This window comes from Mesorhizobium sp. B2-3-2 (assembly GCF_006442295.1).
GTDB lineage: Bacteria > Pseudomonadota > Alphaproteobacteria > Rhizobiales > Rhizobiaceae > Mesorhizobium.
This window is the reverse complement of the sequence record NZ_VFWA01000001.1, coordinates 887,194-900,934: the sequence shown is the minus strand read 5'-3', so window position 1 is coordinate 900,934 and position 13,741 is coordinate 887,194. Positions and strand designations below refer to the sequence as shown.

At 62.8% G+C, this 13,741-nt stretch carries 15 protein-coding genes and 2 tRNA genes; 8 read left to right on the top strand and 9 right to left on the bottom strand.

Translation table 11 applies throughout. From position 1 onward, the window contains the following. The first annotated feature begins 20 nt into the window (after positions 1-20). The 3 genes from FJ964_RS04440 to hdaA are packed head-to-tail and all read left to right on the top strand — an operon-like array spanning position 21 to position 2,476. The gene (locus FJ964_RS04440) at positions 21-578 is read left to right on the top strand and encodes a CDP-alcohol phosphatidyltransferase family protein (protein ID WP_140549396.1); all 558 of its coding nucleotides are present in this window, start codon (positions 21-23) and stop codon (positions 576-578) included. Next, the gene (locus tag FJ964_RS04435; protein WP_140549238.1) at positions 550-1,737 is read left to right on the top strand and encodes an AI-2E family transporter; all 1,188 of its coding nucleotides are present in this window, start codon (positions 550-552) and stop codon (positions 1,735-1,737) included. The genes FJ964_RS04440 and FJ964_RS04435 overlap by 29 nt, the downstream gene beginning before the upstream one ends. A gap of 34 nt (positions 1,738-1,771) precedes the next feature. Continuing rightward, positions 1,772-2,476, top strand: a complete 705-nt coding sequence (gene hdaA / locus FJ964_RS04430; protein ID WP_140549237.1) for a DnaA regulatory inactivator HdaA — start codon at positions 1,772-1,774, stop codon at positions 2,474-2,476. 382 nt (positions 2,477-2,858) lie between these two features. On the opposite strand, the gene FJ964_RS04425 is transcribed toward hdaA, so the two are convergent. The 4 genes from FJ964_RS04425 to FJ964_RS04410 form a co-directional block, all read right to left on the bottom strand. After that, positions 2,859-3,869, bottom strand: coding sequence for an ABC transporter substrate-binding protein (locus FJ964_RS04425; RefSeq protein ID WP_140549236.1), 1,011 nt, complete (start codon positions 3,867-3,869; stop codon positions 2,859-2,861). Between the two features lie 27 nt (positions 3,870-3,896). Next, positions 3,897-4,685, bottom strand: coding sequence for an ABC transporter permease (locus FJ964_RS04420; protein ID WP_140549235.1), 789 nt, complete (start codon positions 4,683-4,685; stop codon positions 3,897-3,899). After that, entirely contained in the window at positions 4,685-5,551 is an 867-nt protein-coding gene (locus FJ964_RS04415; RefSeq protein WP_140549234.1) for an ABC transporter ATP-binding protein, read from the bottom strand. The genes FJ964_RS04420 and FJ964_RS04415 overlap by 1 nt, the downstream gene beginning before the upstream one ends. A gap of 304 nt (positions 5,552-5,855) precedes the next feature. Next, a tRNA-Pro gene (locus FJ964_RS04410) sits at positions 5,856-5,932 on the bottom strand. Between the two features lie 140 nt (positions 5,933-6,072). Here FJ964_RS04410 and FJ964_RS04405 point away from each other — a divergent pair. The 5 genes from FJ964_RS04405 (at position 6,073) to FJ964_RS04385 (ending at position 9,375) form a co-directional block, all read left to right on the top strand. Next, complete coding sequence (locus FJ964_RS04405; protein ID WP_140494338.1) at positions 6,073-6,378, top strand: ETC complex I subunit; 306 nt, start codon at positions 6,073-6,075, stop codon at positions 6,376-6,378. Positions 6,379-6,436: 58 nt separating this feature from the next. Beyond that, positions 6,437-6,513: transfer RNA gene (locus FJ964_RS04400), tRNA-Arg, on the top strand. Positions 6,514-6,801: 288 nt separating this feature from the next. After that, positions 6,802-7,026 carry a hypothetical protein gene (locus FJ964_RS04395; RefSeq protein WP_140549395.1) on the top strand — a complete coding sequence of 75 codons (225 nt, stop codon included), beginning with the start codon at positions 6,802-6,804 and terminating at the stop codon, positions 7,024-7,026. A 186-nt stretch (positions 7,027-7,212) separates the two neighbouring features. Next, positions 7,213-8,001 carry a GGDEF domain-containing protein gene (locus FJ964_RS04390; RefSeq protein WP_140549233.1) on the top strand — a complete coding sequence of 263 codons (789 nt, stop codon included), beginning with the start codon at positions 7,213-7,215 and terminating at the stop codon, positions 7,999-8,001. A 153-nt stretch (positions 8,002-8,154) separates the two neighbouring features. After that, positions 8,155-9,375, top strand: a complete 1,221-nt coding sequence (locus FJ964_RS04385; protein WP_140549232.1) for an anion transporter — start codon at positions 8,155-8,157, stop codon at positions 9,373-9,375. A gap of 98 nt (positions 9,376-9,473) precedes the next feature. Here the strand turns inward: FJ964_RS04385 and FJ964_RS04380 are convergent, their stop codons facing one another. The 5 genes from FJ964_RS04380 to FJ964_RS04360 all read right to left on the bottom strand — a co-directional run bounded on the left by FJ964_RS04380 (position 9,474) and on the right by FJ964_RS04360 (position 13,673). After that, positions 9,474-9,794 carry a cupredoxin family copper-binding protein gene (locus tag FJ964_RS04380; RefSeq protein WP_140549231.1) on the bottom strand — a complete coding sequence of 107 codons (321 nt, stop codon included), beginning with the start codon at positions 9,792-9,794 and terminating at the stop codon, positions 9,474-9,476. Continuing rightward, a complete protein-coding gene (locus FJ964_RS04375; RefSeq protein WP_140549230.1) occupies positions 9,791-10,315 on the bottom strand; it encodes a DUF4142 domain-containing protein in 525 nt (174 codons plus the stop codon). The genes FJ964_RS04380 and FJ964_RS04375 overlap by 4 nt, the downstream gene beginning before the upstream one ends. A gap of 115 nt (positions 10,316-10,430) precedes the next feature. After that, entirely contained in the window at positions 10,431-11,099 is a 669-nt protein-coding gene (locus FJ964_RS04370; RefSeq protein WP_140549229.1) for an RNA polymerase sigma factor, read from the bottom strand. Between the two features lie 89 nt (positions 11,100-11,188). Then, positions 11,189-12,277, bottom strand: a complete 1,089-nt coding sequence (locus FJ964_RS04365) for an HPP family protein (RefSeq protein ID WP_140549228.1) — start codon at positions 12,275-12,277, stop codon at positions 11,189-11,191. 211 nt (positions 12,278-12,488) lie between these two features. Beyond that, on the bottom strand, positions 12,489-13,673 hold the full coding sequence (locus tag FJ964_RS04360) for a cystathionine beta-lyase (protein WP_140549227.1): 1,185 nt from the start codon (positions 13,671-13,673) through the stop codon (positions 12,489-12,491). Positions 13,674-13,741: the final 68 nt, after the last annotated feature.

Genomic DNA, 13,741 nt, shown 5'->3' with positions numbered 1-13,741 from the left:
AGAAGCGACGGGACATGCGCTTGACCATCCCCAACCTGATCACAATCATGCGCCTTGTCCTGATGCCTGCCGTGGTGCTGGCCATGCTCCAGGCGCGCTGGGATTGGGCCTTTGCCGGGTTCCTCGTTGCCGGCATCTCCGACGGCATCGACGGCTTCATCGCCCGCCGGTTCAACCAGCATTCCAAGCTCGGCGCCTATCTCGATCCGGTGGCCGACAAGCTGCTCCTGGTTTCCGTGTTCGTCGTCCTTGGCTTCATCGGGCAATTGCCGCTGTGGCTGGTCGTCACCATGGTATCGCGCGACGCGCTGATCATTTGTGCGGTGCTGTTGTCCACCGTGATGGCCCACCCCGTCGAGATGAAGCCGCTCCTCGTCTCCAAGGTCAACACCGCCATCCAGATTGTACTGGCGGCGCTGGTGCTGGGTGAGCTTGCTTTTTCGATCCATCTCGATCCACTTCGTCCCGCCCTCATAATGCTGTCCGGGGTCTTGACCGTGGCTTCGGCCGCAGCCTATCTCGTGGCTTGGCTGAGGCATATGAGCGGCTATGGCGAAGGCTCCACCCCGGGCACCTGACAAAGAAGTTGCGGCGAGCGCGCCGGCGGCAGCCGGTGATGATCCATCCGCCGGATTCCGCCGGCAGATCTTCTTCTGGCTGGCCGGCGTCGCCGCGCTCGCGCTTTTCCTTTATGTTTTCAGCGCCATCCTCTTGCCCTTCGTGGCCGGCATGGTGCTCGCCTATTTCCTCGATCCGGTGGCCGACCGGCTGCAGCGGCTCGGCCTCAGCCGTTTCATGGCAACGGTAGTCATCCTCATCACCTTCCTCGTCGTGCTGGTGCTGGCCTTCGTCATCCTCATCCCGGTGCTGGCGACGCAGATGGCCGATTTTGCCGGCAAATTGCCTGAGTACCTGACCCGGCTGCAGAGCCTGATCACCTCGTTCGATCCGAAATGGCTCGAACAGAAATTCGGCGTCAACGCCAATGGCCTGCGCGACGGATTGAACTCACTGCTGACATCCGGCTTCGGTCTGCTGACGACCGTGTTCACCTCGATATGGAGTTCGGGCGTGGCGCTGGTCTCGGTGGTCAGCCTGTTCGTGGTGACGCCGGTGGTCGCCTTCTACATGCTGCTCGACTGGGACCGCATGGTGGCGGTGATCGACAGCTGGGTGCCGCGCGACAATGTCGCCACCGTGCGCGCCATCGCCAGGGACGTCAACACGGCAACGGCCGGCTTCGTGCGCGGGCAGGGCACGCTGTGCCTGGTGCTGGGCGGCATGTATGCCACCGGCCTGACGCTAACCGGTCTCAATTTCGGCATCCTCATCGGCCTGTTCGCCGGGCTGATCTCCTTCATCCCCTATGTAGGCTCGCTGACCGGGCTGGTGCTGGCCGTTGGCGTTGCCTTCGTCCAGTTCTGGCCGGACTGGACCATGATCGTCGCGGTCGCGGTGGTGTTCTTCATCGGCCAGTTCGTCGAGGGCAATATCTTGCAACCGCGGCTGGTGGGCAAAAGCGTCGGTCTGCATCCGGTGTGGCTGATGTTCGCGCTGTTCGCCTTCGGCGCGCTGTTTGGCTTCGTCGGCCTGCTGATTGCGGTGCCTGCATCGGCCGCGGTCGCGGTGCTGGTGCGCTTTGCCATTGCGCGTTATCTGGAATCGCCGCTCTACAAGGGTCGCGGCAAGGCCGTGCCGCCATTGCCGGCCGATCGTCGCAAAGGCATCAATCCATGATCCGACCTTGCCGGGTCGCGCGGCTGAGCCTGGCATGAGCGACCAGAGGGCCGACCCGCCGCGCCAGCTGCCGCTCGATCTCGGCCATGGCACCGGCTATTCGCGAGACGAACTCGTCGTCTCCGGCACCAACAGCCAGGCAGTGGCGCTGGTCGACCGCTGGCCGGAATGGCCCTCGCCGGTTGTCGTGCTGGCCGGCCCGGCCGGCTCCGGCAAGACCCATCTGGCCTCGATCTGGCGGGCACGGGCGGATGCCGTTCAGGTCGACGCGCGCCGCGTCGGCGACAGCATCGCAAATCTGGGTGCCCGGCCGGCGCTGATCGACGATGTCGATACCGGCACCGTCGACCAGCAGGGTTTGTTTCATCTGATCAATGCGGTGCGCGGCAGCGGCTCGCACTTGCTTTTGACGGCGCGCCGCTTTCCCTCGGCCTGGGGCGTCACGCTGCCGGATCTGGCGTCGCGGCTGAAGGCTGCGGCAACCGTCGAGATCCACGAACCCGACGATCTCCTGCTGGCAGGTGTCATCACCAAGCTGTTCGCCGACCGCCAGGTCGAGGTCGAGCCGCATGTCGTGCAATATCTGGTGCGCCGCATCGAGCGCTCCCTGGCGACGGCCATGCGCGTGGTGGAGCGGCTGGACCGCGCCGCGCTCGAACGCAAGACGCCGATCACCCGGGCGCTGGCGGCTGAAACCGTCAGCGCCATGGACGAGGGGCAGGGCGAGTTCGAGGTCTAGCGCGCGATGGTCGCCGGCCGGCAAACGGTGGTTCCATGTCCCTTTAGCCGTCCCATTTCGGGAAACAAAAGCTGGCACCGATCTTGCGATACAAGCTTGCCGGCTGACCCCGGTCCTGATTGCGTTCCAAATCAGGTTGTAGGCTCGCCGGGAGTGGGGCGGTTGGGGTTCTCGCCCGGCGAGCTTGCCTTCATGTGACTTCAGTCACCCTCACTATTGCCGCGCGTTCGGTTTGCCTGCGCAAATGCCAAGCTACGTGAGAGAAGAACGGGTATTTACCCAAAACGGCGGCGAGGCCACCGAGTCGCTGAAATGCCGGCGCTCGGTGAACTCCGTGGCTAAGGCGAACGAGCCATATGCCCGCTGCTTGGCGTTGATCTCGTCAGTTGGCCTTCTTCGCCTTGTTCACATAGTCGTTCGTGTACGTCTGCGTGATGTCGATCTTGGCGTTGGCCACATCGGGCGAACCGAGAGAGAAAACGTCGAGCACGGCCTGCGCGCCTTTTGGATCCATGAGCCCAGTGGTCGAATACATGGGGAGCGCATTTTTCAACGCGGCCAGGTAGGCATCCTTGTCGCTGCCGATCAGATTGTCGGGGATCTGGGCCATGATCTCTTCGGCGCTGTGGGAGTGGATGTAATCCAGCGTGGCAAGCATGGCATTGGTCAATCCCTGCGTTGCCTGGGGATGCGCGGCCATCCATTCCGGCCGGGTGTAGAGCGCTCCGCCGGGATAGTCGCCTCCGAATACCGCCTCCGTATCTTTCTGGGTGCGCGTGTCCGCCAAGATGGTCAGGTCCTTATGCCTGGCCTGAAGCACGGTGACGGCCGGATCGAGCGTAACCACGGCGTCGATCTGCCCTTGCTCCATGGCGGCGACGGCGGTAGCGCCCAGCCCAACGCCGATCACGGCGGCGGATGTCGGGTCGATGCCGTTCTTCTGCAAAAGGAACTTCAGGAAGAAGTCGGTCGAGGAACCGGGAGCGGTCACGCCGACCTTTTTGCCAGCAAGGTCCTTCACTGATTTGATCTTGCCGGTCTGGCCCGGCGCCACCGCCAGCACCAGTCCCGGGAACTGGTCGTAAACGACGAAGGATTGCAGGCGCTGGTTCTTGGCGGTCAATTTCACCGTGTGATCGAAATAGCCGGACACAACATCCGCGCTGCCGCCCAGTACTGCGGTCAGTGATTGAGAACCGCCCTTGAAATCGACGAGGTCTGCATCGATGCCGGCTTTTTCATAGGCGCCGATCTGTTTGGCGAGCACGGTCGGCATGTAGCAGAGGCATGACGCTCCGCCGATCGAAATGGTGACCTTTTCGGCAGCGCCCGCGCTTGTGGCCGCCGCAAGCAACACGACGGCGGCGGCCGCCAGTTTCGAAATGATCCTCATGATCTCCTCCTTGAGCTGGATTGGGCCCTATCGGCCTGGTTTCGAGAATTCAGGCCGCCAGACAAGCAGCCTTTTTTCGACCAGCGTGACGATCCAGTCGATCAAGAGCACAAAAGCGGCGAGGACGAACATTCCGGCAAAGACGCCCGCCACGTCGAACACGCCTTCGGCCTGCTGTATCAGATAGCCCAGTCCGCCGGCGGCACCGAGATATTCGCCGACCACGGCGCCGACCACGGCAAATCCGACGGAGATATGGAGCGATGAAAACACCCAGGACAATGCCGATGGCATATAGACGTGGCGCAGCAATTGCCGTTCGTTCATGCCGAGCATTCGAGCATTGGCCAGCACCGTCGTGTTCACCTCCTTTACGCCCTGGTAGACATTGAAGAAGACGATGAAGAAAACCAGCGTCACGCCCAAGGCAACCTTGGACCAGATGCCGAGACCAAACCAAAGCGTGAAGATCGGCGCCAGCACGACGCGGGGAAGCGCATTGGCCGCCTTCACATATGGATCGAAGACGGCGGCAAGTGTCGGCTTGCGGGCAAACCAGAAGCCGATCGCGATCGCTGCCAGCGAGCCGATGGCGAAGGCCAGCATGGACTCCCACAGAGTGATCCACAGATGATGCCAGATCGTCCCGGTGGCAAACCACTTCCATATCTGGCCTGCCACCGCCAACGGGGTCGAGAAGAAGAAGGAAATGTTGTTCGGATCGCCGATCAGGTGCGTCGTCGACGCTGCCTGCCAGAGCGCGATGACGATGACGGCCACGGTTAGCTGTGCGAAAAACAGAGTCGTCCTTTTCATCAGATCGCTCCTTCTTCAATCTCGTCGTAAGCCTTGAGCACTTCCTTCTTCAGCATGTGCCAGATGTCGCGATGCAATTCCTGGAAGCGCGGTTCCAGCCTGATTTCCGAAATATCGCGTGGACGCGCCAGCGGGATTGGAAAGTCGCCGATGATGCGTGCGGAGGGACCGGCCGACATCACCACCACGCGATCAGCCAGCGCGATCGCTTCCTCGAGGTCGTGGGTGACGAACATCACCGCCTTGCGGTCATCCGACCACAGCTTGAGCAGAAGGCCGCCCATGATCAGCCGCGTCTGTGCGTCGAGCGGTCCGAAGGGTTCGTCCATGAGGATGATCTTGGGGTCGCGGATCAGCACCTGCGCAAGAGCAACGCGCTTTTTCTGGCCGCCTGAAAGCATGTGAGGGTAGCGCTCGCAGAAAGCAGCCAGGCCGACGCGTCCGAGCCATGCTCGCGCGCGTTCCTTTGCTTCGGAAGAGGGCACGCCTGCCACTTCCAGCCCGATGGCCACATTGTCCAGAGCGGTCTTCCAAGGCATCAATGCATCCTGCTGGAAGAGGTAGCCAGCCTGTCTGTTGAGACCGCGAAGCGGGGCGCCGAACACACGGACGCTGCCTGCCGAAGGCACGAGAAGCCCTGCGCCGGCATTCAGCAGCGTTGACTTGCCGCAGCCCGTCGGACCAATGATCGCCACGAATTCCTGGTCGCCGACTTTCAGATCGGCGCGGGAGACCGCCTGGAAGCTACGCCCAGCCGCCAATGCGAAATCTATGGTCACTCCATCGAGATCGACGGCGATGCCGGGTCCGGCTGGCGGCTGCCTGAATTTTCTCTCCGTGCCGCCCGTGGCGGTTTCCGTCGTCATGCTGAATGCCGCCCTGCGCCGAGACGGGTGGGTGTCCAACTGTCGCTCATGGTTCCTCCGTGAGGCTTTAGCGGAGACCGTCGATGTCCGATGGTCATCTGTCGCCCCACACAGTGTCGTGTTCCGGCTCACAATAGTCGATGCGGTGGAGCAGGCAACTTTGCCGTCCGTGGCTTTTCTTGCGACCGTGACATGCAGCAGCAAAGACCACTGGGCGCGCGGAGATTGCCGACAGCCCCATTCTGCACCCGACACATTGCTATTCGCAGGCGCCAACGCCCTCGATTGCCTTTTCTGTGTGAGGTGGTCGGAGTGGAGAGATTCGAACTCCCGACCCTCTGGTCCCAAACCAGATGCGCTACCAGGCTGCGCTACACTCCGAACGGTCTGTTGCCTATTCATTTCAGTGTTGCATGGCAAGTGCAAAAACCTGCAGGTGCAAAAACCTTGCCGCCGTCGGCATTGCGCAGTAATGACGGCGAAGAGGCGGCCATGCTGCCTTGCACAGCAATGAGGTGGTCATGTCCGCGCGCATTTTCAGTCCAGCCAAAACCGCGATGCAGTCCGGCACGGCCAAGACCGGCCACTGGGTGCTGGAATTCGATCCCGAGATGCGCAAGAAGATCGACCCGCTGATGGGCTACACCACTTCCGGCGACATGAGGAGCCAGATCAAGCTGACCTTCGACACGCGCGAAGAGGCCGTGGCCTATGCCGAGAAGGAAGGGCTCGCCTACCGCGTCGAGGAGCCGAAAGAGCCCAAGCGCCGCCAGATTTCCTATGCGGAAAATTTCCGCTATGACCGCAGGACGCCCTGGACGCATTGACCGGCAAAGCCCGGGCGGGCGCCAGCGCAGACATCTTACCGGCTCCGAGCCGGCCAGCGGTCCCGTAGCTCAGCTGGATAGAGCACCGGCCTTCTAAGCCGATGGTCACAGGTTCGAATCCTGTCGGGATCGCCAATTTTTTCAATGGCTTAGCTACTCCGGAAGGGAAAAGTTCCAACGAGGGCAGGAACCCGGTTGGACCTTTTCGTCCCTTTCCGTCTTCACGAATGCGCTTGCAGCCGAGCCGGCGGGACCCCGCCGCCGCCGCGCCCTTTCCGTATTATTTCGTGACCTTGTCGCGCGGGAACCTTCGCAAGGATCAGGCGTTCGGGGCCTTGTATTCGCGGCGTCTCATAAACATAAGCATGCGGGCTGCGAATGGCGGGCAAACAAATATGGGTTGGGGAAGGAGAGAACGCCGTCATGTCGAAACGTGAAATTGGAACGTCGCCCGCCTTGGGGCGACGTATCGCCGAGCTCAAGGCCAAGATGCAAACCGCCCGGATTTCCGACCATGAGATGAAGGCCTTCCACAAGGTTGCCGCCATCATGGGGGCCGGCGAAGGCTCTCTAGGCCTGGATGCCGACGATCTGATCGCGGCATCCTTTGTTGCAGAGACGCTGGGCGAATCGGCGCCCAACGGCTGACGGCAGGACCCTCCTGTCGTAGGTCCGGATCGATCATCCGGACAAATCTTCCAAACGCAGGCCGGAGGCGGCCGCCGGTCCGGCGGCCGTGATCCTGCGACTTCCGCTGTCGAATTGAAGGGAAAGTCTTATCCTTTTGTTTGCGTTAGCGCGTCATAGTAGACGCGGCTAACGGAGTACAAGGGAATGAAGCTCGACCTGTCGCCGACGAGTTGGGGCAGGGTGATCGCCGTCACCGCCGCCGGCACGGCCTTCTTCATTGGCGTGGCGTTTTTCGTTGATTCGTTCAATTTCCCCTATCTTTCGCCCGAGGCTGTGTGGCGGGCACAGCTGACCGACATTCTGTTGCCGCTGGTGCTGGGTGGATCGTTTCTCTTCTTCCTGATGTGGAAGATACGCCAGTTGGCCATTGCCCAGCGTGACCTCAGCGTCGTTGCCGCCACCGACAGCCTGACGGCAGTCCTCAACCGGGGCGCTTTCTCCATGCTTGTCGAAGCCTATCTCGAACAGGTCCGCAAGCAGGCGTCGGCCAATTCCGGTGCGCTGCTGATCATCGACGCCGATCACTTCAAATCGATCAACGATCGGCTTGGGCATGACTGCGGCGACCAGGCGCTCAAACTGATCGCGCAGACGATCAAGGATCAGCTCCGCGGCACCGACATCGTCGGCCGCATCGGCGGCGAGGAATTCGGCGTGTTTCTTCCCGGCGTCGATCCCTCGCAATCCTGGCTGGTTGCCGAAAGCATCCGCCGGCGAATTCGTGAGGTGGAATTTTCGCCGGGCGGCCGGTCCTGTCCGCTTTCCGTCAGCATTGGCGGCACCGCCTTTAACGGCCCGACCACCTATGAGGAGATATTCTCGGCAGCCGACAGGCGGCTCTATGCCGCCAAATCAAATGGACGCGACCAGGTCAGTTTCGATCCGATGGTTTCTCAGCAAACGCCGCCAGCCGCGACAATCACGGTTCACTGAGGCGGATCCGGCCAGCCACCGGCGCCGGGGGCGCGTTGCTGGGGATTTCTGCAGCCATCACGCAGAAGGTATTTTCGCTTTGCGCGCCGCCCGCTAAAGGTGGTGGCCACAGCTCCGGCCGGGGCTGAATGCATCGGGCAGGGCCTTCTTCGCATGACATTGATGGGCACGGCGGCACTGCTGATCCTGGTCCTGACCTATGCCGGCGTCGCTGTCGGCCGCATACCAGGCCTGCGTCTCGACCGGGCGGGCATCGCACTGCTCGGCGGGGCCGCGATGATAGCCATCGGCGCGATCAGCATGGAGGACGCCTATCGCGCCATCAATTTCGACACCATCACGCTTTTGCTCGGCATGATGATCGTGGTGGCGCATCTGAAGGTCTCGGGCGCCTTTCGCGGCCTTGGCGCCATCGCCATCGAGCACGCGCATGCGCCGTTCATGCTTTTGGTTATGGTGACGCTGTTGACCGGCCTGCTGTCGGCTTTCCTGGTCAATGATGCCATCTGTCTTGTCATGGCGCCGATCGTCGTTCACGTCACCCGCGCCATCAAGCGCAATCCGGTTCCTTACCTCATCGCGACCGCCACCGCGTCGAATTGCGGCAGTGTCGCCACCATCACCGGCAATCCGCAAAACATGGTCATCGGCGCGCTGTCGGGCATTTCCTATCCGGCCTTTTCAGCGGCTTTGGCTCCGGTTGCGCTGTTCGGTCTCGTCGCGGTCATCGCCATTGTTGGCATCGTCTACCGGGCCGAATTCACGCGCAACGGCGAATTGACGCCGCAGGTCTCGCGCGGCCGCATGCATCGCCGCCAGGTGCTGAAAGCGGTGGTGGTTTGCATCGGACTGGCCGTGGCCTTCTTCGCCGGTGTGCCTGTCGCCAAGGCGGCGCTCATCGGCGGCGCCATCCTCCTGCTCACCCGCGCCATCAAACCAGAGCGCATCTATCGCGAGATCGACGGGCCATTGCTATTCATGTTCGCCGGCCTGTTCATCGTGGTTGCCGGCGCCGAAAGGACTCTGCTGACACCGGACATCGTTGCCTCGGCCAAGAACCTCGGGCTGGACGACGTCTGGCGCCTGTCCGGCTTCACCGCCTTGCTCTCCAATGTAATGAGCAACGTGCCGGCCGTGCTGGCGCTGCGCCCCTTCATCCCCGGCCTGGAAAACCCCGAGCGCGCCTGGCTGGTCGTCGCCATGAGCTCGACGCTGGCCGGCAATTTCACGCTCCTGGGTTCGGTCGCCAACCTGATCGTTGCCGAGCAGGCGCGCGCGGCCGGCACGTCGCTGTCGTTCGGCGCTTTCTTCAAAGTCGGCCTGCCATTGACGCTGCTGACGCTGGCGGCCGGCACGGCATGGCTGGCGCTCTGATCCCGCGACTGTTCCGTGCTCAATTGCTCCGGAGTGACGGTGCTCCGGAGTGACGGGGCTTGGTTTTTGCCGCCAAGTCCCGCCACTGGCCTAGATTTTCAGGGCGCCACTACCAATCGGCCTTTCATGTTGGGATGGAAGCGGCAGAAATAATCAACCGCTCCCGCTGTCTTGAGGGTCAGTTTTCCCTTCGCCTTCGGCGGGATCATCACCTCCCAGCCGCCCTTCACCGTGGCCGTGTGGGCGAATGCGTCCTTGTTGACCCACTCGATCGTATCGCCAACCTTGGCCTCGATATTTACCGGCGAGAAGACGAGCTTGTCGATCGTCACCTCGATGGTCGCGGCCGGCGCCGGGCCGGCGGCAAGCACCAGTGCCAGCCCGGCAAGGAGCGGTCGGATCAGCGCGGCCGCTTTCATTTCAACATGCCGGCGACATGTTCGGCATGCTGCTCATGCCCCTGGAAGATCTTGAGGCCGGTTTCGAGCAGGCTCTTCAGCTCGGCATTGCTGGCTGACGGAATGAGCAGGGTTTCGAGCGCTCCATTGACCTGCTTGTGGTAGGCCACCTCGTTTTCGATATAGGCCTTGTCGAAGGCCGCCCCTTTCAGCTTGGCGAGCTTGGCATGTTCCTCTTTCGCCGCCTTGGTCAGCGCCTGGCTGGTGGCATTGTCTTCCGGTTTCACCTTGAGCTTCTTGAGCAGGTCGAGCGCCTGCTTGTTCACCGCTTCATGGTCGCGCTCCATGTCCTTGGCGAAATCGACAACCTGCTTGTTCTTGGATTTCTTGATTGCCTGCTTGGCCGCCTCGATGTCGATCATGTCGGCGGTGTAGGCGATGTGGGCGATCTGTGGGTCGGTCGGCTTGTCGGCCGCTTGCGCGAATGGGGCAGCGCCAAGCAGCAAGAGGGCGGCAAGCGCTGCGGTGTGTCGGATAAGCATTGCATCTCCTTCTGCCCGACAGCCTGGGCAGCGGGCTTCATCTGGGTTGACATTCATTGGATGAGGATGGCGCGGAAACGTTCCCGACAATCGGCGAAAGATCCGGCCTTGAAGTTCAGCCCTCGAATCCGAGCCGCTTCATCACGGCCTGCGTCAGCCGCTCGCAGCGCCGGCCGGCGAAGGGGAAGGCGTCGAGCAGCACCGGCCCGATCTCGTCGTCCAGCGCCTTGCGCAGCAAAGCGCGGGCGCGGTGCAGTCTCGTCTTGACGGTCTCTGGCCGCACGCCAAGCAGGTCGGCGGTCTCCTCGATGCTGAGGCCCTCGATAACGCGGGCTACGAACACCGCGCGATAGGCGTCGGGCAGGCTGTCGGTCGCCCGCTCGACAAGAGCAAGAATCTGCCGCTGCGCCATCGTCCGCTCCGGATCGTCGCTTGGGTTGAGGGGAAACCGGATGATCTGCGCTTCCGGGTTTTCAGGCATTGCCACGGTTCGTCGTCCTTTGCGAAGCCGCCCGAGCGCTTCGTTGATGACGATGCGCGACAGCCAGGTGGAAAGCGAAGCATCGCCGCGATAGGTGCCGAGATTGGCGAAGGCCCTGACATAGGCCTCCTGCACGATGTCCTCGGCCTCGCTGTCATTGCGCACCATGCCGCGAGCCAGTCGGTAGAGCCGCTGGTTGTTCAGCTTCATGATCTTGCGAAAGGCATCGCTGTCGCGGGCGAGCGCGCGGGCTACGAGCCGCAGCTCGTCCGTCGCGGTTGATGCTGCCGTCAGCGCGGGCATGTGTCCTCCATCGATCCTTGCACGTAAGATTGGATGCAGGTTTCGAAAAAAGGTTCCCGAAAAGTCACGCCAGGCGCTCGCCTGGCGGCCTATGCTAGCACTTTGGCCGGCTCCCTGCCGGTGTTTTGCATCCGCGCCGTCGCGGCCAGCAGATCGGTCTGCGTGATCAGCCCGAGGATGTGGTTTTTATCGTCGACGATGATGACGGCGTGGCTGCGCCCGTCGGTCAGCACCGGCAGCAGCGCCATGGCGGCCGAGCCGGCAGGCGCGGTTGCCGCCGGCGAAATCACGGTTCCGACCGTGCCGGCCGCCAGCGTCAGTTCCCGCAAGCCCACGGTTCCGGCCAGCCTTGCCTCGGCATCCACCACCGGCAAGGTGCGTATGTTGTGGTCAAGCAGCAATTGGCGCGCAGCGGCGGCTGACGTGTGCTCGTCCACCGAAATGACGTCGCGCGACATGATGTCTTGGCACCGCAACGTCGCATGCTCGCGCACCATGGCCTGCAATTCGACCTGCCGCAGCAGCCGGTCGAGATCCCCCCGGTCGATGTCGAAGGTCTCGTCGAGCGCTCCAAGCGCGGCATCGATGTCCTCGGAGCGAAAGCCGACGCGCAATTGCGCCGGCGGATCGATGGTGCCGTGGCTGTTTACCGGCGCCGGGGCCGGCACGTGCGGGTAGTTGCGCCGGGCCAGCTTGTGGAAGCCGTAGCCAAGCGCCACCAGCAGCATCGAATTGACCGCCACCGGGATGAAGGGAAACAGGAAGCCGGCGCTGATGACGGCTGGACCGCCGAACACCGCGGTCAATGCCGCCGCACCCCCGGGTGGATGCAGGCAGCGCGTGAACGACATGGCGGCGATCGCCAGCGCTACCGCAATGCCGGTGGCGAGCACAGGCTGATGGACGAACTGCACCACGATCACGCCGACAAGCGCCGAGATCGTGTTGCCGCCGATGATCGACCAGGGCTGCGCCAGCGGGCTGGCGGGCACAGCGAACAACAGCACCGCCGATGCTCCCATCGGCGCCACCAGCAGCGGCACATGTGGCCCGCTGCCCAGCGTAAGCCCGCTGATCGCGCCAGTCAGCGCAATGCCGATCATCGCACCGACACAGGCGATGATGCGTTCGCGCAGCGTCGCGCCGGCAAGAATGGGAACAAAGAGGCGGAACGCCATGGGCAGGCTCTTGGTGCGGTGGCTGGGGAATGATTTCCGCTGCCGCAATGAAGCGGAAGCCGGCAATTTGGAAGTCAAACAAATCCGCAAAACTGCGGATGGGGAGAATAATATTGCCGACATGGCCGAACCGGGGTGCCGCGAGCGGCCCCCGTTTGCTCAATCGCGTCAAGGCGTTGCGGGCGTTGCTGGTATGGTCCGGAAGGTCGCGTCAGGCCGCTGCGGCGGCGGCGAGCCCGCGAAGAATATCGGTCATGAGGTCCTCGACATCCTCGAGGCCGATCTGCAGACGAATCAACGGCCCTTGATAGGAGCCCTTGGCAACGACGCGGTCGCCGAGCCAGACCGGCACGGCAAGGCTCTCGTAACCGCCCCAGGAGTAGCCGAGACCGAAGATCCGCAATGCGTCGAGAAACGCGTGCTGCTGTTTCTGGCCGCCGCCGGCAAGCACGATGGAAAAGATGCCGCTGGAGCCGGAAAAGTCACGCTTCCACAGCGCGTGGTCGGGATGGCTGGGAAGGCCGGGGTGGAGCACGCGCGCCACGCCCTTCTGGCCTTCCAGCCATGCCGCGATGGCAAGCGCGCTGCGCTGATGGTGATCAAGGCGCACGCCCATGGTGCGCAGGCCGCGCAGCACCTGGTAGACGTCATCGGGTCCGGCGCAGCAGCCAAGCGTGCAGAAGCTTTCATACAGCTGTTTCCAGCAGGCCTCGGTGGCCGACACCGTACCCAGCAGCACGTCCGAATGGCCGGCGGGATATTTCGTCGCCGCATGGATCGAGATGTCGACGCCATGGTCGAGCGGACGGAAATAAAGCGGCGTCGCCCAGGTATTGTCCATCATGACGATGGCACCGGCGGCGTGCGCGGCCTTGGCGATGGCTGGTATGTCCTGTACCTCGAAAGTGTTTGAGGCTGGCGATTCCGTGAACACCACCTTGGTGTTCGGCTTGATCAACGCGGCGATGCCCGCGCCGATGCCGGGAGCATAATACTCGACCTCGACGCCGAGCCGCTTCAGCATCGTGTCGGCGAAGTTGCGCGTCGGATGATAGACGCTGTCGACAATCAGCAGGTGGTCGCCCGCCGAAACGAAGGCGAGCAGCGGCACCGTCACCGCCGCCAGGCCCGACGGGACCACGATCGTGCCGGCCGACCCCTCCAGCGCGTCTATGGCCTGGGCCAAGGCGTCGGTGGTCGGTGTGCCGCGCGTGCCGTAGGTGTATTTCTGGTCCCGTCCAGCCATCGAGGCGGCATTGCGGAACAGCACCGTGGAGGCGTGCACGACAGGCGGATTGACGAAGCCGAAATAGTCGTGCGGATTGTTGCCCGAATGGGCAAGCCGCGTGTTGATGCCCATTTTGCCAGTCACCGGCTCGTTGCCGTCTTTTGCCATTCGTCGTCGCCTTTTTGGTAAGCCGCTAGCCATAGTGCGGCGACATGGACCGCGCAACAGCCGGCTTT

Bases quoted from the DNA above. Each gene is read 5' to 3' on its own strand.
- FJ964_RS04435 (WP_140549238.1), top strand. From the start codon at position 550: ATGGCGAAGGCTCCACCCCGGGCACCTGACAAAGAAGTTGCGGCGAGC.
- hdaA (WP_140549237.1), top strand. From the start codon at position 1,772: ATGAGCGACCAGAGGGCCGACCCGCCGCGCCAGCTGCCGCTCGATCTC.
- FJ964_RS04425 (WP_140549236.1), bottom strand. From the start codon at position 3,869: ATGAGGATCATTTCGAAACTGGCGGCCGCCGCCGTCGTGTTGCTTGCG.
- FJ964_RS04420 (WP_140549235.1), bottom strand. From the start codon at position 4,685: ATGAAAAGGACGACTCTGTTTTTCGCACAGCTAACCGTGGCCGTCATC.
- FJ964_RS04415 (WP_140549234.1), bottom strand. From the start codon at position 5,551: ATGACGACGGAAACCGCCACGGGCGGCACGGAGAGAAAATTCAGGCAG.
- FJ964_RS04405 (WP_140494338.1), top strand. From the start codon at position 6,073: ATGTCCGCGCGCATTTTCAGTCCAGCCAAAACCGCGATGCAGTCCGGC.
- FJ964_RS04395 (WP_140549395.1), top strand. From the start codon at position 6,802: ATGTCGAAACGTGAAATTGGAACGTCGCCCGCCTTGGGGCGACGTATC.
- FJ964_RS04390 (WP_140549233.1), top strand. From the start codon at position 7,213: ATGAAGCTCGACCTGTCGCCGACGAGTTGGGGCAGGGTGATCGCCGTC.
- FJ964_RS04385 (WP_140549232.1), top strand. From the start codon at position 8,155: ATGACATTGATGGGCACGGCGGCACTGCTGATCCTGGTCCTGACCTAT.
- FJ964_RS04380 (WP_140549231.1), bottom strand. From the start codon at position 9,794: ATGAAAGCGGCCGCGCTGATCCGACCGCTCCTTGCCGGGCTGGCACTG.
- FJ964_RS04375 (WP_140549230.1), bottom strand. From the start codon at position 10,315: ATGCTTATCCGACACACCGCAGCGCTTGCCGCCCTCTTGCTGCTTGGC.
- FJ964_RS04370 (WP_140549229.1), bottom strand. From the start codon at position 11,099: ATGCCCGCGCTGACGGCAGCATCAACCGCGACGGACGAGCTGCGGCTC.
- FJ964_RS04365 (WP_140549228.1), bottom strand. From the start codon at position 12,277: ATGGCGTTCCGCCTCTTTGTTCCCATTCTTGCCGGCGCGACGCTGCGC.
- FJ964_RS04360 (WP_140549227.1), bottom strand. From the start codon at position 13,673: ATGGCAAAAGACGGCAACGAGCCGGTGACTGGCAAAATGGGCATCAAC.